The sequence below is a fragment of the Falsirhodobacter sp. alg1 genome, assembly GCF_000739715.2.
Classification (GTDB): domain Bacteria; phylum Pseudomonadota; class Alphaproteobacteria; order Rhodobacterales; family Rhodobacteraceae; genus Falsirhodobacter.
This window is the reverse complement of sequence record NZ_BBJC02000005.1, coordinates 47,620-70,139: the sequence shown is the minus strand read 5'-3', so window position 1 is coordinate 70,139 and position 22,520 is coordinate 47,620. Positions and strand designations below refer to the sequence as shown.

20 protein-coding genes are annotated in these 22,520 nt (G+C 58.8%); 2 read left to right on the top strand and 18 right to left on the bottom strand.

Annotated features, from left to right (window positions below):
• Positions 1 to 11: 11 nt before the first annotated feature.
• The 14 genes from TR36_RS10575 to TR36_RS10510 all read right to left on the bottom strand — a co-directional run bounded on the left by TR36_RS10575 (position 12) and on the right by TR36_RS10510 (position 16,245).
• Positions 12 to 836, bottom strand: coding sequence for a GntR family transcriptional regulator (locus tag TR36_RS10575; RefSeq protein ID WP_082714929.1), 825 nt, complete (start codon positions 834 to 836; stop codon positions 12 to 14).
• Between the two features lie 276 nt (positions 837 to 1,112).
• Entirely contained in the window at positions 1,113 to 2,174 is a 1,062-nt protein-coding gene (locus TR36_RS10570; protein ID WP_045392704.1) for an NAD(P)-dependent alcohol dehydrogenase, read from the bottom strand.
• Between the two features lie 70 nt (positions 2,175 to 2,244).
• Positions 2,245 to 2,949, bottom strand: a complete 705-nt coding sequence (locus TR36_RS10565) for an SDR family oxidoreductase (protein ID WP_045392148.1) — start codon at positions 2,947 to 2,949, stop codon at positions 2,245 to 2,247.
• 63 nt (positions 2,950 to 3,012) lie between these two features.
• Complete coding sequence (locus TR36_RS10560) at positions 3,013 to 3,195, bottom strand: CsbD family protein (protein WP_045392150.1); 183 nt, start codon at positions 3,193 to 3,195, stop codon at positions 3,013 to 3,015.
• 95 nt (positions 3,196 to 3,290) lie between these two features.
• A complete protein-coding gene (locus TR36_RS10555; RefSeq protein WP_202814405.1) occupies positions 3,291 to 5,096 on the bottom strand; it encodes an ABC transporter ATP-binding protein in 1,806 nt (601 codons plus the stop codon).
• A 1-nt stretch (position 5,097) separates the two neighbouring features.
• The gene (locus TR36_RS10550) at positions 5,098 to 6,879 is read right to left on the bottom strand and encodes a gamma-glutamyltransferase family protein (RefSeq protein WP_062763199.1); all 1,782 of its coding nucleotides are present in this window, start codon (positions 6,877 to 6,879) and stop codon (positions 5,098 to 5,100) included.
• A 9-nt stretch (positions 6,880 to 6,888) separates the two neighbouring features.
• Positions 6,889 to 7,746 carry an ABC transporter permease gene (locus TR36_RS10545; RefSeq protein WP_045392155.1) on the bottom strand — a complete coding sequence of 286 codons (858 nt, stop codon included), beginning with the start codon at positions 7,744 to 7,746 and terminating at the stop codon, positions 6,889 to 6,891.
• Positions 7,743 to 8,690 carry an ABC transporter permease gene (locus TR36_RS10540; RefSeq protein WP_062763196.1) on the bottom strand — a complete coding sequence of 316 codons (948 nt, stop codon included), beginning with the start codon at positions 8,688 to 8,690 and terminating at the stop codon, positions 7,743 to 7,745. Before TR36_RS10540 ends, TR36_RS10545 begins: the two co-directional genes overlap by 4 nt.
• Positions 8,691 to 8,740: 50 nt before the next feature.
• A complete protein-coding gene (locus tag TR36_RS10535) occupies positions 8,741 to 10,249 on the bottom strand; it encodes an ABC transporter substrate-binding protein (RefSeq protein ID WP_045392161.1) in 1,509 nt (502 codons plus the stop codon).
• Complete coding sequence (locus tag TR36_RS10530; RefSeq protein ID WP_045392707.1) at positions 10,246 to 11,010, bottom strand: FadR/GntR family transcriptional regulator; 765 nt, start codon at positions 11,008 to 11,010, stop codon at positions 10,246 to 10,248. The genes TR36_RS10535 and TR36_RS10530 overlap by 4 nt, the downstream gene beginning before the upstream one ends.
• Positions 11,011 to 11,151: 141 nt before the next feature.
• Positions 11,152 to 12,579 carry an efflux transporter outer membrane subunit gene (locus tag TR36_RS10525; RefSeq protein ID WP_052362632.1) on the bottom strand — a complete coding sequence of 476 codons (1,428 nt, stop codon included), beginning with the start codon at positions 12,577 to 12,579 and terminating at the stop codon, positions 11,152 to 11,154.
• Between the two features lie 197 nt (positions 12,580 to 12,776).
• Positions 12,777 to 14,297 (bottom strand): glucosylglycerol-phosphate synthase, encoded by a 1,521-nt coding sequence (gene ggpS, locus TR36_RS10520; RefSeq protein WP_045392164.1) that lies wholly within the window; start codon positions 14,295 to 14,297, stop codon positions 12,777 to 12,779.
• A complete protein-coding gene (locus TR36_RS10515) occupies positions 14,294 to 15,067 on the bottom strand; it encodes an HAD family hydrolase (protein ID WP_045392167.1) in 774 nt (257 codons plus the stop codon). The genes ggpS and TR36_RS10515 overlap by 4 nt, the downstream gene beginning before the upstream one ends.
• Positions 15,064 to 16,245 (bottom strand): NAD(P)H-dependent glycerol-3-phosphate dehydrogenase, encoded by a 1,182-nt coding sequence (locus TR36_RS10510; protein ID WP_082714927.1) that lies wholly within the window; start codon positions 16,243 to 16,245, stop codon positions 15,064 to 15,066. The genes TR36_RS10515 and TR36_RS10510 overlap by 4 nt, the downstream gene beginning before the upstream one ends.
• A 225-nt stretch (positions 16,246 to 16,470) precedes the next feature.
• Here TR36_RS10510 and TR36_RS10505 point away from each other — a divergent pair, with 225 nt between their 5' ends.
• Positions 16,471 to 17,040 (top strand): DNA-3-methyladenine glycosylase, encoded by a 570-nt coding sequence (locus TR36_RS10505; RefSeq protein ID WP_202814403.1) that lies wholly within the window; start codon positions 16,471 to 16,473, stop codon positions 17,038 to 17,040.
• Here TR36_RS10505 and TR36_RS10500 read toward each other — a convergent pair.
• From TR36_RS10500 to TR36_RS10490, 3 genes are all read right to left on the bottom strand, one after another.
• The gene (locus TR36_RS10500; RefSeq protein WP_045392173.1) at positions 17,019 to 17,510 is read right to left on the bottom strand and encodes a methylated-DNA--[protein]-cysteine S-methyltransferase; all 492 of its coding nucleotides are present in this window, start codon (positions 17,508 to 17,510) and stop codon (positions 17,019 to 17,021) included. The genes TR36_RS10505 and TR36_RS10500 overlap by 22 nt on opposite strands.
• On the bottom strand, positions 17,510 to 18,790 hold the full coding sequence (locus tag TR36_RS10495; RefSeq protein WP_062763194.1) for a solute carrier family 23 protein: 1,281 nt from the start codon (positions 18,788 to 18,790) through the stop codon (positions 17,510 to 17,512). The genes TR36_RS10500 and TR36_RS10495 overlap by 1 nt, the downstream gene beginning before the upstream one ends.
• Before the next feature lie 86 nt (positions 18,791 to 18,876).
• The gene (locus TR36_RS10490) at positions 18,877 to 20,301 is read right to left on the bottom strand and encodes an aminotransferase class V-fold PLP-dependent enzyme (protein ID WP_062763307.1); all 1,425 of its coding nucleotides are present in this window, start codon (positions 20,299 to 20,301) and stop codon (positions 18,877 to 18,879) included.
• A 125-nt stretch (positions 20,302 to 20,426) separates the two neighbouring features.
• Between TR36_RS10490 and TR36_RS10485 the strand changes: the two genes are divergently transcribed.
• Entirely contained in the window at positions 20,427 to 20,867 is a 441-nt protein-coding gene (locus TR36_RS10485; RefSeq protein ID WP_237763561.1) for an Lrp/AsnC family transcriptional regulator, read from the top strand.
• A 7-nt stretch (positions 20,868 to 20,874) separates the two neighbouring features.
• Here the strand turns inward: TR36_RS10485 and TR36_RS10480 are convergent, their stop codons facing one another.
• On the bottom strand, positions 20,875 to 22,506 hold the full coding sequence (locus TR36_RS10480) for a phospholipase D family protein (protein WP_153010541.1): 1,632 nt from the start codon (positions 22,504 to 22,506) through the stop codon (positions 20,875 to 20,877).
• Positions 22,507 to 22,520: the final 14 nt, after the last annotated feature.

Here is a 22,520-nt window from a genome sequence, read left to right as displayed (position 1 = left end):
GAAGATAAGTGTCAGATAGCAATTTGCGAGCGGAAGCCGCCGAGCCCCGGCGCATGCCACGATCTCGTCTTCATATGCTGTTTTCCGGCATCATCACGGTAGCCCCGTAGAAGCTGTATTCCGGGGCTGACCGTGTCTTCCCCTTCATCGGCCAGCAGGACCGTACATATGTCATCCGGCAAAATAACCGGCTGGATTTCCAGTTCCGCGGTCTTTAGCGAAATCCCGAAATGCCGTTGCAGGATAATGAAAAAAGGGACGCGCAGACATAACTCATGCTCGAACAATCCCGCGAAATCGGCGGGCACGAATGCATGCGTGAACGAAACGGGCTGCCCTGTTGCGATGTCTGTACGTAGCATACCGGCGACCAGCCAATCGGAATATAACGTACGATCAAGTCCAATCGCCTCCAGCGCCATATCCGAAGCAGCGGTGATACCGGTATTCACCAGTTGCGTTCCCTGATCGTAGTGGAAGAATGTTTCAACCGAGGGAATGACAGGAGTTCTGTCCTGCGGCGTGACGGAGATGACGGTTGTCCCCGCGCCCTGCATCCGGCGTATTACGCCGAGGCTTTCAAGATTACGCAACGCCTCCCGCACGGTTGCACGGCTGACACCGTGCATCTCCGACAACTCCCGTTCAGGAGGCAAATTATCACCGACGGCGATGCGGCCAGATTCGATCTGCTGCAATAATATGGATTGCAGACGGATATAACGCAGGCCGCTGCATTGTCCGTGGCGTGGTTTCTTTACCTGTTCCGACACAGACAACCTCCGTCGGTAGTGAATGACCTGACAGGTTCTAAAAGAACTGCCACTGCCGAGCATTCGAGCATTCGAGCATTCGAGCACTGTTACCTGGCAACCAAATACCGGTTCTTATAATACATCGGACTTATCGAACCATATTAAATGTCGATAACATGCCTTTCCTACGGCAATAGCGCGCTGGACGGGTTAGTGGGTTTACACATATGCCAGTTTACCGATCTCGGATTTTAGATGTCTGGCATTGGCCATTTCATTGGGAATGACCAATGTCGACTACTGATGATTTGGCTTTACTTCACCTGACCTATAACAGGATCGGTACGTCAGGGTCGCTCACGCCGACAGCAATAATCCGGTCTGATCCGCAAGAACGATCTGCAGCTTCACGTCCGTAGGCCTTCCCTCTGCGGCACGATCGAATGCAGCGATGCTCTCTTCGAAGGGCAGCGTCGCTGTGATCAGCGGCTTCAGGTCCACTTTGCCCGAAGCTATGAGCGCGATCGCACGGTCATAGACATTCGCATATCGGAAAACGGTTTCCACCCGCAATTCCTTGGCCTGCAAAGCCACAACATCAACAGGCACCGGGTCCACCGGCATTCCAACCAATACGACAGCCCCGCCGGGGCGGGCCACATCGGCCACCCGCAATATTGCAGGTGCCGCGCCCGAACATTCGAATACGATATCGGCGCCCCAACCTCCGGTCGTATCAGAAACCACACTCACCAAAGATTGCTGGCTGATATTGACCGTTTCTATTCCAGAATAGGCACCGATAATGTCCAGCTTCGGCTGTGCCATATCTGCCACGATTACCTTGGCACACCCCCCTGCAAGCGCTGCAAGGGCGACCATGATGCCGATCGGGCCCGCCCCTGTAACGACAGCAATATCTCCGGGTTGGATACGTGCCCGTAGGGCCGCCTGCATACCGATGGCGAATGGCTCCACCATCGCGCCTTCCCCGAAGCTGACGTTATCCGGCAACTTATAGGTGAAGGCCGCAGGATGAACCACCTCTGGGCGCAAACAACCATGTACGGGCGGCGTTGCCCAAAACCGGACGGCGGGATCGACATTATAAAGGCCAAGCTTCGAGGCCTTGGACGAAGCGTCGGGCACCCCCGGCTCCATACAAACGCGATCGCCGACGCTGAGGCCCTGCACCTCCGTGCCGCATTCAACAATGGTCCCTGATGCCTCATGCCCAAGGACCATCGGCGCATCCACAACGAAATGCCCGATCCTGCCGTGCGTGTAATAGTGGACATCGGATCCGCATATGCCGACGGTATGCACCGCGATCCTTACGTCTTTCGGACCCAAGGGCTCGTCAATCTGGATATCCCGCAGCGCAAGCCGATGCTTTTCTTCCAGAACCAGCGCTTTCATATCCAACTCCATTGCTTTGTCTCCGCATGTGCTGGCGCGGAAACGGTGGAATGTAAATATTATTCCGGCATCACCAGGGAAGCGGCTCGCCCGTTCTATCAAGAAAGGCGCCGTTGTTCTCAGGCTTCAGCCTGTCAACACAACCTATCAATGCTTCCGCGGCTGAATCCACAGGTTGAACGGTCAAACCTGATTTGGCGAACTTTCCTGACAATCCCGTATCGACCGTACCAGGATGCAGGGCAACGCAAACGGCTTTCGGATGGCTGCGCCGCAATTCTATCGCCGCGGTATGTACAATCTGGTTCAATGCGGCCTTTGATGCGCGGTAGGAATACCAACCACCCAGATGGTTATCCCCGATGCTGCCGACTTTTGCCGATAACGCTGCCATGACGGACTTTCCTGACTTGGAAAATAGCGGCAGGAAATGCTTCATGATCAGGGCGGGGCCGATGGTATTTACGGCATAGGAATTTGCCATGCTTGCCGCCGTCAGGGCTCGGTGGCTTTTCTCCGGCTCCATCCCTTGGCCATGCAGCACTCCGGTGGCAATAATGACCAAACGCGGTGTGCCCATATCGCCAACATAAGACGCCGCCGATCTGATCGAATCCTCGTCGGTCAAATCCAGCGCTGGATCGCTTGTACGAGATAGGCCGATCACCTTTCGGAACTTCCCGTCGGATTCCAGCTTACGCATCAAGGCGGCACCAATGCCACCCGACGCCCCAATGACTATAGCATTGCCATAAGGATCAAAATTATCGTCCACGCAGCCAGGTCCTTTCAAACGCAAAAAGCCCCGCCGAAGCGGGGCATTCTTGACGGGTATGTTTCAGATATCGTTCCCGAGCTTACCCTTTACGGTACCCGAGACATCTTGCGCATCGCCCTTGGCCTTTTGCGCCTTGCCTTCGGCCTGCAGATCCTTGTTGTCGGTCATGTCGCCGACGCCATCCTTGATGCCACCTGCAATCTTGTTGCCTGCAGCTTTGGTCTTATCTGTAAGTTCGCCCATGGTAAGCTCCTTCCACAGTGTAGTTTCGCAGGCTCAACGCCGGTGCGCCCGTATCGTTCCGCACTGCGTGCGACTGTGGTGGCACATCGGCGTGATCACGCCACCATCACCCGGTGCCCCGGTCCGACCTCGGCCCATTCACGCACGGCAGGAACATAGTCGCGGGGGCGAACCGGGCTTTTGAGTTCGTCCACCGAGGCCGCCCGGCGCAATCCCCTGCGGGCCGGATCCGGTACGGGCACAGCTGCAATCAACTTTTGCGTATAGGGGTGCTGAGGGTTACCGAAAATTGCCTCGCGGGGGCCGATCTCCACAATCTCCCCAAGATACATGACGGCAATGCGGTGGCTGACGCGCTCCACTACCGCCATATCATGGCTGATAAACAGATATGCGATCTTGAGGCGTTCCTGCAGATCCATCAGCAGGTTACAGACCTGCGCCTTGATCGATACATCCAGCGCAGAGACGCTTTCATCGGCAACAATCACCTTTGGGTTCAGACCCAGAACCCGGGCGATGGCGATACGCTGACGCTGGCCACCGGAAAATTCATGCGGATAGCGGTCCATCATTGCTGCCGGAAGGCCAACCTGGTCCAGCAGTTCCGCCACCCGCGCTCTTGCAGCGCCCCCTCGTGCCAGACCATGCTTCACAATCGGCTCGGCAACGGTCTGCCCCACCGTCATGCGCGGATTGAGGCTGGAAAAAGGATCCTGAAAAATCATCTGCCCCGATCGGCGCATGCGTTGCAAATCGGCGGGTGCCAGATGGCGTACATCATATCCATCTAGGGTGATGTCACCCTCTCTCGGCTCCACAAGCCGAAGCACAGATCGCCCGGTCGTCGATTTACCACATCCGGATTCCCCGACAAGGCTCAGGGTTTCACCGTGAAACAGATCAAAAGAGACATTCTCCACCGCGTGCACCGCGCCCGTCGGACGCCCCAGCAGATCGGATCCTACATCGAACCGCGTCACCAGACCTTTTACTGACAACACCGGTGAACCGCCCTGTGCAACACTGCCAACAACCGCCGGTTGGGGCGTGACGGCGCCCGTTTCCATATCCACCTTGGGGAAGCGCAGAGGCCAATCCTGCCCAGTCATTGAACCCAGACGTGGAACAGCGGCCAGCAAGGCACGGGTGTAGGGATGGCGGGGTGCGGCAAAAATCTGGGATGTTGCCCCCGTTTCCACGCAATCCCCGCGAAACATGACCACGGTCCGGTCCGCAATCTCGGCCACCACCCCCATATCATGGGTGATGAACAGTACTGCCATTCCTTGCTCTGCCTGCAGTTCCTTTATCAGATCCAGAATCTGCCCCTGAATCGTCACATCAAGCGCCGTTGTCGGTTCATCCGCAATCAGCAGCTTGGGGCGCGAGGCAAGCGCCATTGCGATCATGACCCGCTGCCGCATTCCGCCCGAAAACTGATGTGGATATTCATCGATCCGCGTCTGCGCATTTGGAATACGGACGCGCTCCATCAACCTCAGGGTTTCCTGACGCGCTGCGGCCCTGGACATGCCTTCATGGCGGATCAGAACTTCACCAATCTGGCGCCCCACGGTAAAGACGGGGTTCAGACTGGTCATCGGTTCCTGAAAGATCATGGCGATATCGTTGCCGCGTATCTTGCGCATGTCCGTTTCCGACAGGGTCAGAAGATTCCGGCCGTCCAGATCGATATCACCTGTCACCCGTGATCGCTTGGGGTCCAGCAATCCGAGAATGGACAGGGATGTGACGGATTTCCCTGATCCGCTCTCTCCGACAATCGCAACGGTTTCCCCCGCATTCACATCGAAGGACACGTCGCGAACCACGGATTTCCAGCCGTCATCGGTTTTGAAGGCCGTCGTCAGATTGCGAACAGAAAGAACTGGTGCCATGTTAACGCCCCACCGCATAGGCCTGCATAAGGCGCGGGGTGGCTGCCGCACGCAGCAGCCCCGAGGTATCGCGGCGGGCCGCAGTCAGCCGCCCGATATCCCAGTCACCTGATACCTCCACATCATGCCCCCTGCGGCGCAGCTCGGCAATCGTCGCTTCGCCCGCGCGCGCCTCGATCAGCATCCCGCCAGGTTTGCCCGTACGCGGATAGAAGCTGGCTGGAAAATGTGTGGAATGGAACAGAGGCAAATCGATTGCAGCCTGCAGATTGGCCTCATGGTGGGCATAGCGCAGGAAGAAGGCTAGCTGCCACTGGTCCTGCTGGTCCCCCCCCGGCGTACCGAACGCCAGCCGCGTGCCATCCTGATGCCAGGCGATGCTGGGTGTCAGCGTGGTGCGCGGGCGTTTGCCCGGCTCCAGGGATGTCGGCAACCCCTCGGTCAGCCAGAACATCTGGGCGCGGCTATTCAGACAGAACCCGAGCGACGGAATGATGGGCGAAGACTGCAACCATCCGCCCGATGGCGTGACCGCCACCATATTGCCCCAGCGATCCACCACATCGATATGAACTGTGTCGCCGCGCTTCTCAGTCAGGTGCGCCATTGTCGGTTCATAGACCGCGCCCTGAGCCATTCCGCCGATCAAATCGAGCGTCGCCCGTCGCTGCGCCTCGAAACCCGAAATAGTGCCGGGGTTCAGGATATTCGAAGCTTTCTCGCCGATGAGTTTCCGCCGGGCGCTGTTGTAATCTGCCGATAGCAGCGTCGCCATGGGAACCTTGGCAAATTCGGGGTCCCCGTAATAGGCTTCACGATCCGCGAACGACAGCTTCATCGCCTCGATCACGCTATGCACGAAATCCGGCCCGGAGGGGTCCATCGCCGCAATATCCAAGCCTTCCAGCAGCTTCAGCGTTTGCAGGAACACTGGTCCCTGCCCCCAAGGGCCGGTTTTCGCCACAGTCCAGTCATGATAGGTCGCGGTCTGCGGCGCTTCGATGGTTGCATTCCACCCAGCCAGATCCGCCCCGTTCAGAACAGCACGATGGCACGACCCCGAGGCATCCATAACCTCGGTTTCCCGGCAGAACGTATCAATTTCCTCGGCAACGAAGCCGTGATAGAACGCGTGCCGGGCAGCCTCGATTCCCAATTCGCGATTTCCGGCGGCATCGGCCTCGGCGGCCAGGCGGTCCCATGTGTCGGCAAGGACGGGGTTCTTGAACAGCTCCCCCGCTTGGGGCAACCGGCCGTTCGGCACCCATGTGGCATAGGACGTTGGCCAGTGTTCTGCAAAGAACCCCGACAATCCGGCAATGGACGCTGCCACGCGCGCCAGCAGCGGATGGCCGTGACGGGCATAATGGATTGCAGGCTCCAGCACCTCGCGCACGGTCATGCTCCCGTAATCGCGCAACATCAGCATCCAGCCGTCAAACGCACCCGGAATGACGGTTGCGAGCATCCCGTCTCCCGGAATCACATCGATCCCTTCGGATTTGTAATGCTTGATGGTGGCACCGGCAGGCGTCGTTCCCTGGGCGCATATGACTTCGGTTCTGGCGCTTTCAGCAGAATAGATCACTGCGGGCATATCGCCGCCCGGCCCGTTCAGATGTGGTTCCAGTACGTTCAGCACAAATCCGGCTGCAACAGCAGCATCGAAGGCGTTCCCCCCTTTTTCCAGCATGCTCATCCCCACCGAGGATGCGATCCAATGCGTGGAGGTTACCATGCCGAAGGTGCCGGTCAGTTCGGGGCGGGTCGTGAATTGGGTCATGGTCATCTCTTAATGTTCGCGAGGGTCAAGCGCGTCGCGCAACCCGTCACCCAGAAGGTTGAAGCCGATCACCACAAGGAAAATTGCAGCGCCCGGCCAGATCGCCATCCAGGGCGCCTGTGTCAGAAAATTCTTGGCCACGTTCAGCATGGATCCCCAGCTGGGCGCAGGGGCCTGTTGGCCCAAACCCAGAAACGACAGGCTGGCTTCGGCAATGATCGCGGTTGCCACGGTCAGCGTGGCCTGTACAATCAACGGTGGCACGATGTTTGGCAGGATATACCGCGACATGATATCGATATGCCCGAGGCCCACGGAGCGTGCCCCCTCGACATAATCCTCGGTCTTGACCGCCAATACCTGACCACGTGTCAGACGGATGAACACGGGCATAGCGGACAGGCCGATCGCGATCATGGCATTGGTCAGGCTTGGCCCCAGAAAGGCCGCAAGCGCAATGGCCATGATCAGGAACGGCATGGCAAGCAGCGCATCGGTAAAGCGCGAGATGATGATATCCACCCAACCGCCGAAATACCCCGCAACCAACCCCAGTGGCACGCCTGTAAAGAGAGCGATCGCCACCGAGATCACACCCGCCATCAACGAGGCTTGCGCGCCCCAGATCATACGCGATAGCACGTCACGTCCGATATCGTCCGATCCCAAAAGATAGATGTCGGACGGCGGCTTGCGGATGGCAGTCCAGCTTGTGGCGAGTGGATCGGCAATGGGCAATACCGGCGCCAGAACCGCCAGGGCCACGAAAAACCCTACGATCAGCAGCCCTGCAAGCGCGGCGGGGCTACGGCGCAGCTTGCGCCAGACGCGGCTGCGGGAACGGGGCGGAACAGTTGCCTCGGTCATAGCGCGCTCCTCATACGGGGATTCATGATGACGGATAGAACGTCGGCAATCAGGTTCATCAGCAGAAAGCCCACGGCCGTGCAAAGGACAACGCCCTGCACGACGGCATAATCACGGTTGAAAACCGCGTCCACAATCAGCTTGCCGAAACCGGGGATCGTGAAAATCTGCTCGGTCAGCACCGCACCTGCCAGCAATTCGCCAAACAGCAGCGCCGAAAGCGTGATGATCGGCAAAAGCGCATTACGGAACGAATGGGTCAGCACCACCTCGGATGTTGAAAGGCCTTTGGCCCGCGCAGTCCGGATATAATCGGCACTCATGACCCCCAGCATTGCCGAGCGGGTGTGGCGCATCAGCGTCGCCGCCAGCCCCGTGCCCAATACGAATGCGGGCATCAGCATCGTCTTGATCGAAAGCCAGAAATCCACCAAGGGGGATTCATACCCGGATGCAGGGAGCCATCCAAGATTCACCGATACCAGCAGGATGAGCATAATTCCCAGCCAGAAGTTCGGGATGGACAGACCGGAGAGAGCGACGATATTCGCAATCCAATCCAGCAGCGTATTCTTTTTCACTGCCGCGATGATTCCGGCAGGAATGCCGATCAGCATCGCGAATATCATCGACATTGCGGCAAGCTGAAGCGTCACGGGCAGCTTTTGTCCGATCAGTTCCAGTACCGGTTGGTTGGTGCGAAGCGAAATGCCGAAATCCCCCGTCAGCACCCCCCCCAGCCAACGGAAGTACTGCGTGACCAGTGGATCGTTAAGATGGTACTGCTCGCGCAGCAACGCCAGAGTCGCGGGGTCACGCTCTTCGCCTGCCAGGGCCAGAACCGGATCACCGGGCAACAGCTTTTGCAGCAGGAATACCAGAACCGACACAATCAGCAGTGTCGGCAAGGCCCCGAGAATACGCTTCAGGATATAGATGGGCATGGATGGCTCCTATAAAAGCGGGCGGGGCACGACGGCCCCGCCCGCCGTAATCAATCGGCGTCGGTCACGCCCTCAAGGCGGATCATGCCGTCGGGATAGGCTTCGAACCCCTCCACGCCGTCGTCCATCGCGAAAATGTAGGTCTGGTGGCCCAGATAGATGATGGGCAGATCCTCTGCGAGGATCTTGCCTGCCGCATCATAATTGGCCTTACGCTCGGCAAAATCCTGCGTTGCGCGGGCGGCGTTCAGATGCTCGTCCACCTCGGGATTACAATAACCTGCATCATTGATCCCGCCGTCACAGGTCACGAACTGGTGGATATTGCCATCAGGATCCACACGACCCGACCAGTCGGAACGGGACATCTGGTAATTGCCGGCCGTTTGCTCCGACAGCAGGGTGGCGAATTCGGTGGCCCGCAATTCTACATCAAACCCTGCTTCGGCCACCATGGCCTGAATAACCTGCATGGTTTGCGTGACAACGGGGTTGTTCGCGTGTTGCAGAACGATCGGCACGCGATCGTAGCCCGCTTCGGCCAGCAGGGCCTTTGCCCCTTCTACGTCCCGCTCGGGCACTGGATTGCTCTGGTCATACCACCGGCTGTTTGGTGGAAACGGCTGGTTGCCGGCCTTTGCCGTCCCTTCGAACACAACCTGGTTCAGGGCTTCCCGGTCAATCGCCATGGAGAAGGCCTGACGGACACGGGCATCCTGACCCAGCGGGTTATCTGCGCGGTCGCCATTGCCGACGTTGTTGTAGATTGCCATGTAGCCAAGCCCGACAGCCTCGGCCAGGGAAAGGTCCGGATCGGCTTTTACCGAGGCTACATCTGGCGCGGCCACACGTTCGATCATGTCGAACTGCCCCGAACGCAGGTTCGCCAGCCGCACGGTAGTGTCCGGGATGGGAAGATACGTGACGCGATCGATATGGATATTGTCGGCATTCCAGTAATCGTCAAATTTTTCCAGCACGATACGATCCTGCTGAATGCGTTCCACGAATTTGAACGGGCCGGAGCAGACGGGATTTGATCCGAAATCGGCCCCCATCTCTTCGGCTGCGGTGGGCGAGATCATCATGCCTGCGCGATCTGCCAATTGCGCGACCAAGGACGCATCGGGCGCAGTCAGGGTGAATGTCACCTGCAGGGGGCCTGTCGCCTCGATGCTTGCGATGGAAGCAAGTTCCGATTTACGGCGGGATTCCGGCAGGGTCATGCCACGGTTGATGTTGTACACGACCGCTTCGGCATCAAACGGTGTACCGTCGTGGAACGTCACGCCGTCGCGCAGGTTCATGACCAGGCTCAACCCGTCTTCGGAAGTTGTCCAGTCGGTTGCGAGCTGCGGCACGATTTCCACGTCCTGATCGAGATCAACCAGCTTGTCGCATAGTGCGGTATAAACGATCCGCCCGACGAATGTCCGCGACTGCGCGGGATCAAGGACATCCGGATCATCTTGCAAACCGATGCGCAATTCATTTGCCGCGGCGGGCATTGCGGCCATCAGGGCTACAAGCGCGGTGGCCGTAAGGGAAAGTCGTTTCATATGGCTGTTCCTTGCTGGAGGGGTTGCGGCTCCGGTTGGTCCGGGCTCGGGGTATGAAGGGTTCCGATCATGGAGGTCTGGCGGATCAAGGTTTCATGCATCAGCAGCAGATGTTCCCGCATCGCCTCTCCGGCGGCGACGGGATCCCGCGCAGCAATGGCCTCGACAATATCATGGTGCTGCATTGCCGTTTGCGCACGCGACTTGGCAATCCGGCGTGCCTGCTCGCGCATGGCGCGCCACGCCTCGTCCTGCCGGATGCGGTTCACGATATCGAACAACGACAAAAACAGCCGGTTGCGGGCAGATTGGGCGATCAGACGGTGCAACGTACCATCCCAAAGTTCGCGGCTGTCGGCGTCCTCGCTTTCGGCCAGACGTTTCGTAAGCGCACGCATTCGCGTTATCTCTTCAGGGCGTGCTCGGAGGGCCGCCAACTGCGCCAACTGCGGCTCTATCCGCAGGCGGACCTCCATGATTTCGTTGAAATCGGTTACCTGCATCAGAACGTCGGGCGTTGCGTCATCCTCTCGCATGCCCACGAAGGTTCCCGCCCCTTGCCGCCGCCACAGTACGCCCTCAGCCTCAAGGGCATCCAACGCGCGGCGCAGTGCACGCCGTCCAACCTGAAATTTTTCCGCAAGCTGCCGTTCGGTGGGAAGACGACTGCCCTGCCCCAATCCACTGGTGGTCAGAAACGCACGAAGCTGTTCCAACGCATAGGTCGAGTTTGGCTCGGATGGGGGAGATGACTGTGTCATGAATACCGGATCAATCAGCAATTGGTTCAACTGAACCTATTTCCGGATTGGTTCGCAAAGGTTTTGTGGCTAAAAAATAAAAAAGGCACTCCATCAATGATGAAGTGCCTGTTTTTTGGGCGTAGTAGCTTGATTAGCGTGCTATTGGGGAGCAGCGGTAGCAGTTGCCGCCGTTGCCGGACGCGGACCAATTCCCGCGCCTGCCGTGGCTACACTCAGAGTGACAAAGTTCTGTGCCTGCTGACGTACCGCTTGGGAAAGCGAATTGCGCGCATCGAGCAGTTCACGTTCCGCATCCAGAACGGTGAAGAACTCCGTATCCCCAATATCGAAGCTGGTCCGCGACAGCGTTACCGTTTCCTGCGCCGCATCCACCAGACGACGCTGCGCGGAAATGTTGCGGCTGTCGCGGTTATAGGCTGCCAGCGCACTTTCGACTTCTTCTACCGCGCCAAGTACCGTTGCCTGATACCCGAGCCGGGCCTGTACGGCCTGGGATTCGGCGATGGTCAGATTTGCGTTGTTCTCGCCCGAGAAGATCGGCAGGCTGAGTGTCGGCCCGAAGCTCCATGTTTTATAGCTGCCACGACCATTCACATTTACCGGCGTAAAGGATCCGGTGAGGGACAGGGACGGATAAAAAGCCGCCTTTGCCACGCCGACGTTATAAACCGATGCGGCATATTGGCGTTCTGCGGCTTGGATATCGGGACGGTTGCGGATCGCCTCTGCCGGAATGCCGACGCTGGCCGAATAACGGGGGCGTGGTTGTGGTGCCCCTTTTTGCAGCCGCGATTTCAGGGATGATACCGACTGGTTCGTCAAAGTGGCCAAGCGGTTGATCGATTGATCAAAGCCTACTTCCAGTGCCGGAAGCTGCGCTTCGGCCTGCGCAACCAGTTGCTGGGCCTGAACCAGTTCCAGACGCGGTGCGCTGCCATATTCAACCTTGGTTTCTGTCAGCCCCAAGGATTCACGCCGGCTCGAAATGCTCTGGCGGGTCAGTTCGATGGTTTCCTGATAATAGCGCGCGTCGATATAGGCCGACGCGATCGCACTCATCATTGTCAGGCGCGCCACGTCGATCGACAGGTAGGCTGCATCGAGCTGCGCCTCGGCAGCCGCCCGCGAATTGCGGTTCTGCCCGAAAAGATCGATCATCCACGATACATCAAGATCGGCATAGGACCCGGAAGTAACGAAACCTGTCGCATCGGGATCACCGCGATAGTAGGTGCCGCTGACCGATGCGCTTGGCAGATCCGATGCGCCTGCAAGACGTGCATTCCCACGAGCCTCGTTCACCGCCTCGATCGCCTGAGCGACATCAAGGTTGCGCTGCAGACCGGCCGAGATCAGCCCGTTCAATTCGGAATCGTTAAAGGCGGCCCACCATTGCATGCCGCGCGTGGCATCCCGTTCGGGCGCGGGTGCGCTGAACTCTGCGGGCAGATCGGTGCTGGGGGCCGTATATTCCGCCAGGCCACAGCCAGCCAGCACGGCCGCAATTGCGAACAGGGCAGTCCCGTTGCGGGCAATTCGAAGGGCGGTAGAGGGCTTCTCGCTCATGAGTATCTCGTTTTTGACGGAGATCGGTATCCGTGCACATATGTTCCAAGAGCGCCGAAGCGGCGCGATCCCCCGCTGTTATCAAAACGAGCGTTCGGATACCTTCGCTCATACTGATCGTTTCAGGCGTAGTAAACACCTCCGACGATATCGGAAGAAAAAAGCGGCGACAGAGTGTTCTGCCGCCGCTTTTATCATCAGGTGATAAGACCTGCATCTTCCGGAACCGCCAGCATTTCCTTGAAATGCCTTGTGGTCCGATCGCTCCACGCTGAAATGTTCCAACGCTTTGCCGATGCCCGCAAATCCGCCATACGGGATGCCCGTTCTTCCGCACTCATGGCCAAGGCCTGATCCAGAGCCCGATCCATGGAGGCAAAGGAGAAGGGATTCACCGGAATTGCGCCATTCAGCAATACCGCGCAGCCCGCGAACTCCGAAAGGATCAGGGCACCCTTGGTATCCCCCTCCTGCTTTGCCAGGCAATATTCGGCAGCCACAAGGTTGAGGCCATCGGCTAGCGGCGTGATCGAGGCCACATCCGCGGCGCGATAATAGGCAACCAGCTCGGCCAGCGGAATTGCCGTGGAAATCAACGAGACAGGCTGCCATTCAAAACTGCCATAGGTACCGTTGATCCGGCCGGTCAGTTCCTCGATCCGTTGCTGTACCTCTTCATAGGCCACCATCGCCCGGTTCGCCCCGACCGACACGAGCATCAGGCGGACCTTGCCGTGTAGATCTTCACGGCGGGCCATAAGCCGCTCGAACGCTTCAAGTTGTTCAATATTGCCCTTGGTGTAATCTGTACGGCTGACGGAAACCACAAGCTGGGCATCACCCAACCACTCGCGGATCGCCTCGACCTTCTCATCTACCTCGGGCGTGCTTGCCAGTTCGTCGATAAAGTCGGAGTTGACGCCGACGGGGTTCACCTCGATGCGAACCTTGCGACCGCGATGTTCCATCGTCACAGGGGTGAATCGCTCGGACAAGGCTGCACCGCGCGGCGTCATCGTATCGGCGGTCAGTTCATCCGTTGTAGTCCGGGCGCGGGTCAGAGAGTGCGCGACCGAGGCGAAATTCTGCGCATACCGCGGAATGTGGAAGCCTACGGAATCGCACGCCAAAAGGCTTCGCACGATTTCCTCGCGCCAAGGCAACACGTTGAACATGTCGGCAGAAGGGAACGGTGTATGGTGGAAGAAGGCGATTTTCACATCAGGGCGCAACTGACGAAGATAGCCAGGCACCAGCCACAGGTTGTAATCATGCACCCAGACGACGCCGCCTTCGGCCACCTCATGGGATGCGGCCTCGGCGAAGGCCCAGTTCACCTCGCGGAAGGTAGGCCAGTCAACCGGATCGTAATTATAACGCTCCTTGAACCCATGCAGGATTGGCCAGAACGCTTCTTTCGAGGTGACGTGATAGAAGCTGGATACCTGCGCCGGCGTCAGCGGCAAGCGGCTAACCTTATATTTTCCATAGCTGTCGTTGATCTCGATAACACGCTCGAAATCCGGGTGGGCAGGGTCGTCAGCATGCTTCCACGCCACCCAGGCCGCATTTCCCATGCGGCCCATAATCCCTTTCAAGGTCGGCACGATCCCGTTCGGAGATTTGTTCTCCTGCAATTCGGTGGTGCCATCCTCATGTTCCACCTCTTCATAGGGTTGGCGGTGATACACAACAACGAGGGCTGATTTCTCGGTCATTCTGTTACCTCTACCGGCGGGGTCGCATGGAGTTTGAAAGCACGGATGGATTCTGCAATCCCGCCGGTTCCGGGCAGTTTGCAGTGGCGTGCACGCGGCAGATCTGCGGTGGCATCCAGCAGACCCTGCTCGCTTTCACCCACAACCGCGCCGTGCAGGCCGGTCTGGAACATCGACAAGTCATTGAGGGTATCACCTGCCACCAGAACCCGCTCGGCATCAATGCCAAGCTGAGCCAGCAGCCGCAGCAGGGATGGGCCCTTGCTGACGCCCTTCGGTAGCACGTCCAGATAGCACCCATGGGAAATCAGGATATCGAAATCCGCTTTCAGCGGCTCTACGGGTGCCGGATCATAGGTTTCAGGATCCCAATGGTAGCTCACGCGGTGACGGAACGGCGTGTCCTGTTCGCTCAGGCCACCTGCGTCTTTCAGCGCGGCACGCACCGCATCTCCGCGACCACCCCAAGCCTCACGAATATGCCCTTCGAGATCATCCAGAGGGGTTACCCGGCCATTGACGATACCGGCGATCGTCGTGCCGACATCCCCGACAACATAGTCGGGCCAAGGCGCATCTCCCGAATTGCACAGGTTTTCGATGAAGGCAGGATCGCGCCCAGTCACAAAGATCAAACCGACATCTTCGCGGCGGGCCTCAATCCAGTCATACAGCTCTTTCCGCATGGCGGGCGTTCCGCCAAGGAATGTGCCGTCCAGATCGGTGGCCAGAACAAAGCTCCAGTTTTTCGGGTTCTTGGTATCGCTCATTGAAACTTGTCCTCAAAGTGGCGGGTAACGGCCTCGACAGCCGGGTGGTCGAACTCCATATCCAGCGCGCGGGGTTCGCCGCGGATGGGTCCGGCCCAATAATTTGCAAAAGCGATGGCAATTGGCTGGCCATCAGCAGTGATGGCGCGCACCATTTCGCAAATGGGCATTTCCAACCCAAGTTTGCGCGCCAGATCCGTGACGGTGACGGCGTTGTGCCGCCCCTCTACAACCACGGGTCTGCCATCAAACACGGCATCATCTCCGATACCCTGCCCGCGCTGGAACCCGTAGGAAAAATTGCGCGACTGGCGGGAAGAACATGTCAGGATCAGATCACCCAAACCGCCCAAGCCGGTTACGGTTTCACGACGGCCACCAAGGCGTACTGCCAGTTCCTTCATCTCATCCAGCCCGCGGGTAATGATGGCTGCACGGCTGTTGTCGCCGAAACCTGCCCCGGCGAGTATCCCGCAAGCAATCGCGATCACGTTTTTCACCGCACCGCCAACCTCGACCCCGGCCATATCGTCCGAGACATAGGGACGGAAACTGCCGGTTGTCAGCGCCAGTGCCATGCGGACCGCCGCACGTGAATGATGCGGAGTCTGGGCGCCGGAGGTACAGGCCACAGTTACAGCGGTCGGATGTCCTGCAGCCGTTTCGGTGGCAAAGGTCGGGCCGGTCACCGTTCCGATCGCACGTCCCGGCGCTGCTTCCTCTACAACGGCGGACATCAACAGCCCGCTTCCCGCCTCGATGCCCTTGGCACATACGAAAATCGGCACGCCGGGGGCCGCAAGCTCTCCGATCCGGCCTGCCATTTCGCGGATGGTGACCGAAGGCGTCACGAGCAGAACGGCCTCAACCCCATCAAGCGCCTCGGCAAGATCGGTCATGGGCCGGATACCGCGCGGAAGCGGCAATTCCCCAAGATATCGTTTGTTGGTACGTGTTTCTGCCATTTCGGCAGCCTGTTCAGCGTTCCGCATCCACAGGCGCACATCACGCCCCGCCCGTGCGGCAACCACAGCAAGTGCTGTACCCCAAGCACCACCCCCGACAACAGCGATGTGCTGATAGGGGCGAACGGAAAGGGCCTGTTGCGAAAGACCGGATGAATCCAGCCCCGATGATACCCCGGATGACGCCGGGGCGCGTTCTTTTTGGTTTTGCATATGTTCTTTACTATAGGCTGAATGACGCCGAAAATCTACACCTTTGCGCAGAAATTACCCATATACCCCCTTCATGCAGCCCAAGCGGTCCAGCGCTCACGATCGAAATATCGATCGCCAAACTGATAACGCACCTTCCGGGATCCGGTTCCCATGAAAGAAGATTACCTGTAAATGAGCCTTCATCCAGATAGAATTATCGAGAGTTGTAGGGCGTTGTCCCGAATGGACCCACGCTTTGCGGAAACTGTCACACGGATCGGATTTCCCCCGCCGCATGGTATCGAACGCGGGCAGTCGGCATTGCTCCGGATCATTCTGGGCCAGCAGGTCAGTGTCGCCTCGGCGCAGGCGGTGTTTCTGCGATTGCAGGCAGCACGGGGCGATCTGGACAATCCGTCATCCATCCTGCAGGCAGATGACCAGACCCTTCGCGAAACAGGCTTTTCCCGCCAGAAGATCTCGCATGCCCGCAGCCTTGCAGAGGCTATCGCATCAGGGGCGCTACCCTTGAACCATCTTCCCGCTTCGGACGAAGAGGCAATTTCCGCGCTTATGGCGGTTAAGGGGATCGGACGATGGACCGCGGAAATATATCTTCTGATGGCTGAAGGGCGAGCAGACATCTGGCCTGCGGGGGATCTGGCAGTCCGTATCGGTATTTCGCGCATTCTACAGATGAACGATCCGCGGCCACCCGAAGCCCTTTTGCGCCTGATGGCAAAGGAATGGCGCCCGCATCGCAGCACGGCCGCCCTTTTGGCATGGCATCTTTATCTGACAGCGCCGATCTGACGCTCAAGATCCAGCAGATATTGCTTGGTGGACAGGGGGCCTGCAAAACCGCCCAACCGTCCACCTGTTGCCAGAACCCTGTGGCACGGCACGATAATTGACAACGGGTTGCGGCCATTTGCCGAACCGACCGCCCGAAATGCCCTCACCCTGCCGATCTGTCGCGCAATGTCGCCATAGCTGCGGGTTTCTCCATGCGGGATACCGGCCAGTGCAGCCCAGACGGTTTTTTGGAACGGCGTTCCCTTCACATCTGTCGGCAGATCGAAACTGCGCCGCCTGCCCGCAAAGTATTCACCCAACTGGCGTTCGGCTTCATCCAGCACCGGATGCGTTTCCACGTCTTGTACCGCACCCAAGCGAATTCTCGAACCATCCTCTTCCGACCAGAGAACCGCAGACAGCCCCTGATCGCTTGCGACCAGCTGCAACCGCCCAACCGGAGAATCGTATGTCTTGCGATACAGCATCAGCGCCGGTTTTCCTTGCGGCCCAATATGCGATACAAGACCACTGCCGCAATCGTGGCCGTACCGATCCCCCCGATGGAAAATCCGCCGAAGGTCACCTCGAAGTTTCCGGCACCCAGCACCAGCGTCACCCCCACGGTGATCAGATTCCGAGGGTCGGAAAAATCCACGCGATTATCAACCCACAACCGCACCATTGCTGCGGCAATCAGGCCAAAGACCACCACAGACAATCCGCCCAGCACCGGCCCGGGGATTGTTTGCAACAGAGCCCCGAACTTCGGGCTGAAGCCGAGCGCGATGGCTGCAAATGCCGCCACGACGAACACCAGCGTGGAAAATACCCGGGTAACCGCCATGACTCCCATATTCTCTGCATAGGTGGTGACGCCCGTACCGCCACCGGCGCCCGATACCATTGTCGCAATCCCGTCACCGATGAACCCCGGACCGATCTGACGGTTCATATCGCGGCCCGTCATGGCCCCGATCGCCTTGATATGGGCCAGATTCTCGGCCACTAGAATAACCGCGACCGAGGCAATCAACGCTATTGCACCGGTGTGGAATACCGGCGTGACAAAGCTGGGCATTCCGATCCATGCGGCATCTAGAAGCGGCGCATAATCAATTGCCGGCATCAGGCCCAATCCGTTCCCAAGCAACAATACCAGAACATAACCCGATGCGATTCCGGCCAGAATGGATAGGCGGCGCAATCCGGGGCTGCCATGTGCGGCCACCAATGCCGTGATCAGGATCGTTGCTAGGGCCACGGTCATATGTGCGCCGGACCCCTGAATGCCGGATACGGCAATCGGGGCGAGGTTCAGGCCGATCGCCGCCCCCACTGCCGCCGTGACCACCGGTGGCATCCACCGCTCTATCCAATCGGTTCCTGTAGCCATAACCAAGGCGCCGATAGCGGCATAGACCGCGCCACAGGCGACGATACCACCCAGGGCGATCGCGATATTCGGGTTCGGCCCCGACCCTGCATATCCCGTTGCTGCAATGACAACGGCAATAAAAGCAAAGGATGAGCCGAGATAGCTGGGCATCCGTCCTCGCGTAGCCACAAAGAAAATCAGCGTGCCGATCCCTGAAAACAGGATCGCGAGATTCGGGTCGAACCCCATCAAAAGCGGTGCCAAGATGGTCGAGCCGGACATCGCCAGCAGATGCTGCACGCCAAGCGTAGCCGTCGAACCTGCATCCAACCGTTCATCGGGCTGGACAACAGGCCCTGTGGCGCGCTGCCAGCGGGGAAATAAGCTCATAGCACTACCTCATTCTTCTGCGCTTGCGCGGGGTGTCCTCCCGATACAGCGCATCATGAGGTTCCGCACCAATTTTTCGCAGCGTGTCAGGCGGCGGGACGGAACCGTGCGGTGCTTGCATCACAGATATACTGACGGGCAAGATCCGGGGCACGGTCTGCCAGATCGGCTACACCCGCCAGAATGCGGGCGACCTGCCCCTCATCGTGCAGATAGGACAGGTTCAGCCGGACCCAGCCGGGTTTCTCCACCTCATGTCCTTGCTGAAGACGGTTTACGATCTCGCTTGAGGCAGCCTTGTCTATCCCCATCAGCCGATGGGCATAGGGACCAGCACAAGCGCACCCCCCGCGCGCCTGGATGCCCAGATGATCCGAGAGCATCCGGCAGAACAATTGCTGATGGACCCAAGCGCCCTGCCCGTCGCGGATACGGAACGAAAAGATCGGCAGCGCCGGCGCATCGATATTTCCCAACATCTGCAAACGTGGATGATCACGCCACGCCGTCAGCGCCCGTTCCCGAAGAGACATATCGATCTGGTGCAGATAATCTGCCCCCACCGCATCCTTCACCAGCATGACCAGTGCGGCGCGAATGTCCCCCACGACATTCGGAGTGCCCCCCTCCTCACGCGCTTCAACACTGGTGGAATAGACATGCGCCCAAGGCGAAACGAAGCTGACCGTTCCCCCACCCGGGGCCGTGGGGCGCGATAGGGCGCAGACCGTATCGCGTACGACAAGCACCCCGGATGCACCCGGACCGCCCGGAAATTTATGCGCGGACACCACGATCGCATCGATCGGGGCATCGGGCGCAGGTGTCATGTTCATGGATAGGTACGGGCCGCCGCCTGCATAATCCCATATGGCCAGCGCCCCGTGCCGTTTCAGCAACCGTGTTACCGCAACTACATCCGTCAGAATGCCGGTAACATTGGAAGCGGCGGAGAAGGCTCCGACCACCAGCCCCCCAGCGGCCAGCAGTTCCGCCTGCAGCACGGCCATATCAGGGCCACCCTCCGGAGCCTCGGCAATCTCTACAACCCGCGCACCGGATTCGCGCCATGGCAGAATGTTCGAATGATGCTCATAGGGTCCGATCAGAACCGTCACATCCCGACGCGAGGGGATATCCAGCAGCCGGACGATCCGGTTGATTCCGGCCGTGGCCCCTGCCCCGGCGAAAATAACGTGCGCATCCGCCCCTGCCCCCGTAAGCCGTGCAATCGTGGCTCTGGCTTCGTCGCGCATTCGCGTCATCGTCGCCCCGACATACGAAGCTTCCGTATGGCTGTTGGCGTAATAGGGCAGAACCTCGGTCATCACGAAATGCTCAACCTGCGCCAAAGCGCGCCCCGAGGCGACGTAATCGGCGTAAAGCATCTTGCGAATGCCGAACGGCGTCTCAATTTCGAAATCGTTGCCGATCAGGCCCACCCGAAGATGCTCTACAACGTCCGGCCGGTCAAGCTTGGCGCGGAATTTCTGCAGGGCGGTGGCGGTCATAATTGTACTCCTGTGATCCTTCGTTCCATTCTGGATGATCAGCAACGCGGATTTGATCTTTTCTTCCCGCGACATCCAACGCATTTTCATGAAATGAACGAAGGATACCCATGAAGTTGGATCATATGAACCAAAAGATCCTGCAAGCTATGCAGGATGACCCAAACGCGTCGCAGCGCGATCTGGCCGTACGGGTTGGAATGTCGCAGAATGCGTGCTGGCGCCGCATCCGTCAGATGGAAGAGGCAGGTATCATCCGCGGATCCGCGCTACAGCTGGATCGCCATCAGCTGGGGCTGGGGCTGGTGGTTTTCACGCTGATCCGCACGCGTAACCATTCTGCCGCATGGCTGCGGGAATTCCGTCGCCATGTTCTGGCCATTCCTGATGTGGTGGATTTCTATCGTATCGGCGGGGATTTCGATTACATGCTGCGTATCGTTACGGAAAACATGCAAAGCTATGATCGCGTCTACCAGAAGTTGATCGAGGGGGCAGATCTGGATGCCGTCACATCGTATTTTGCGATGGAAGGTATTGCAGAAAATCGCCCGCTGCCGATCTGACGGGTGGTCATAACAACCACTGAAGCCGTAGCAGCCGGACAGTGCCCAACACCGCACGCGCGGGCAGGCGCAAGCCGGGCTCATGCTGCAACCGTTCGAAATCGGTACTGCTTCGACGCAGCCATTGCATGCGTCCATGATGCAGTTGCACTTCATACGCGCATTGGGGAATGGCCGATTCAAATGCATCGGCCACACGAGCGGCCAAAGCGGGGCTGTCGACTACAAATCCGATTTCGGTATTCAATTCCCAGGAACGTGGATCGAAATTGAATGACCCGATGAACAGCCGTTTCCGATCCACTGTGAAGGTCTTGGCATGTAGCGTGGAAATCCGGCTGCGCAGCCGTGCGGTGGAGCCTTGGCCGGTGCCTCGCCAGATACTGCCGATACCGCGGTGGCTATTCCCGGCATTCACTCCCGCATACTGATAGGCCCGCATCTCGAACAGGCGCACCCCTGCCCGCAGCAATTGACGGCGCGCGGGGGCGTATCCGGCATGCACAATGCCGGTATCCGTGGCCTCATACCCGTTTGTCATGACCGAGACATTCACACCGTTGCGCGCAAGCTCTGTCAGATGGCGGATTCCCATGTGTCCCGGCACGAAATAACCTGCGACAATGCCCAGTTCCGTCTCCGGACGGCCCATTGCTGTGAACAGCCGCCCGCCAAGCGGACTGTCTTTGGCCTTGCCCAATACCTTATCCGGGTCATCAGCCATCACGCGAACACGACCCCACTCCAGATCCAGATTTCCTGTCAGGAACCGCGCGATGATCGGCTGTGCGGCGATACGCTGGATGAATTCCATTGCGCCCGGATCAGCCGCGATTTTCGCAGCACGTCGATGCAGGCGCTTCAGCATCCGCTTCGGGCCGCGCCCGAGGATGCTTTGTGCGGGATAGGCGGAATCTGCCGACCAATAGGCATCAAAGCTATGGCTGACATCCTGCACGACCGGCCCGATTGCCAGTGCATCAAGATCGGTAAACAGTCCGCCATCGCCCGCCCCGAAGTATTCGTCCCCAATATTTCGCCCACCGACAATGGCCACCGCATTGTCCGCGATCATGCATTTATTATGCATCCGACGGTTCAGGCGTTTGAAATCCAGCAGAAACCCCAATGACTTGGGAAAACGCGGAAGAAACGGGTTGAAGATACGTATTTCAATCAACGGATGCCGGTTCATGGCCGATAGAATGCGGTCCATCCCGGAAACTCCGTTGTCATCCAGCAACAGGCGCACCCGCACGCCGCGCTCGGCGGCCCGCAACACCTCATCCAGCATCAGGGTGCCTGTCAGGTCCCCGTGCCAGATATAATATTGCATATCGAGCGTGCGCTCGGCTTGCCGCGCCATAAGAACCCTAGCGGCGAATGCATCCTGTGCATCTGTCAAAAGGTGGATGCCGGATTTACGCCCCCGATAGGCAACACGCGCCTTGGCCGCTCGACCAAGGCGCGTATCGTCCGGTTTGGGGCGTGATGGCGGGGCCGTGCACAGCCCTCGCGCTGGCAGACGCGTGGACCGGCGCAGCGCCAGCAGGGCAGTTCCTGCCACCAGCGCCACCATCAGACGTTTCCGTCGCCCCATTTGCGCCCCCAGCTTTGGCACCCCAACGTTGCGCGGCACCGTGCTGTTCCCGC

What these genes read in the sequence shown, in the direction of transcription:
- TR36_RS10490 (WP_062763307.1), bottom strand. Translation starts at nt 20,301, where the DNA reads ATGACCGCCACCGCCCTGCAGAAATTCCGCGCCAAGCTTGACCGGCCG.
- TR36_RS10485 (WP_237763561.1), top strand. Translation starts at nt 20,427, where the DNA reads ATGAACCAAAAGATCCTGCAAGCTATGCAGGATGACCCAAACGCGTCG.
- TR36_RS10515 (WP_045392167.1), bottom strand. Translation starts at nt 15,067, where the DNA reads ATGAGCGATACCAAGAACCCGAAAAACTGGAGCTTTGTTCTGGCCACC.
- ggpS (WP_045392164.1), bottom strand. Translation starts at nt 14,297, where the DNA reads ATGACCGAGAAATCAGCCCTCGTTGTTGTGTATCACCGCCAACCCTAT.
- TR36_RS10530 (WP_045392707.1), bottom strand. Translation starts at nt 11,010, where the DNA reads ATGACACAGTCATCTCCCCCATCCGAGCCAAACTCGACCTATGCGTTG.
- TR36_RS10505 (WP_202814403.1), top strand. Translation starts at nt 16,471, where the DNA reads ATGGACCCACGCTTTGCGGAAACTGTCACACGGATCGGATTTCCCCCG.
- TR36_RS10495 (WP_062763194.1), bottom strand. Translation starts at nt 18,790, where the DNA reads ATGAGCTTATTTCCCCGCTGGCAGCGCGCCACAGGGCCTGTTGTCCAG.
- TR36_RS10560 (WP_045392150.1), bottom strand. Translation starts at nt 3,195, where the DNA reads ATGGGCGAACTTACAGATAAGACCAAAGCTGCAGGCAACAAGATTGCA.
- TR36_RS10535 (WP_045392161.1), bottom strand. Translation starts at nt 10,249, where the DNA reads ATGAAACGACTTTCCCTTACGGCCACCGCGCTTGTAGCCCTGATGGCC.
- TR36_RS10550 (WP_062763199.1), bottom strand. Translation starts at nt 6,879, where the DNA reads ATGACCCAATTCACGACCCGCCCCGAACTGACCGGCACCTTCGGCATG.
- TR36_RS10500 (WP_045392173.1), bottom strand. Translation starts at nt 17,510, where the DNA reads ATGCTGTATCGCAAGACATACGATTCTCCGGTTGGGCGGTTGCAGCTG.
- TR36_RS10510 (WP_082714927.1), bottom strand. Translation starts at nt 16,245, where the DNA reads ATGCAAAACCAAAAAGAACGCGCCCCGGCGTCATCCGGGGTATCATCG.
- TR36_RS10575 (WP_082714929.1), bottom strand. Translation starts at nt 836, where the DNA reads ATGCTCGGCAGTGGCAGTTCTTTTAGAACCTGTCAGGTCATTCACTAC.
- TR36_RS10525 (WP_052362632.1), bottom strand. Translation starts at nt 12,579, where the DNA reads ATGAGCGAGAAGCCCTCTACCGCCCTTCGAATTGCCCGCAACGGGACT.
- TR36_RS10570 (WP_045392704.1), bottom strand. Translation starts at nt 2,174, where the DNA reads ATGAAAGCGCTGGTTCTGGAAGAAAAGCATCGGCTTGCGCTGCGGGAT.
- TR36_RS10555 (WP_202814405.1), bottom strand. Translation starts at nt 5,096, where the DNA reads ATGGCACCAGTTCTTTCTGTTCGCAATCTGACGACGGCCTTCAAAACC.
- TR36_RS10540 (WP_062763196.1), bottom strand. Translation starts at nt 8,690, where the DNA reads ATGCCCATCTATATCCTGAAGCGTATTCTCGGGGCCTTGCCGACACTG.
- TR36_RS10545 (WP_045392155.1), bottom strand. Translation starts at nt 7,746, where the DNA reads ATGACCGAGGCAACTGTTCCGCCCCGTTCCCGCAGCCGCGTCTGGCGC.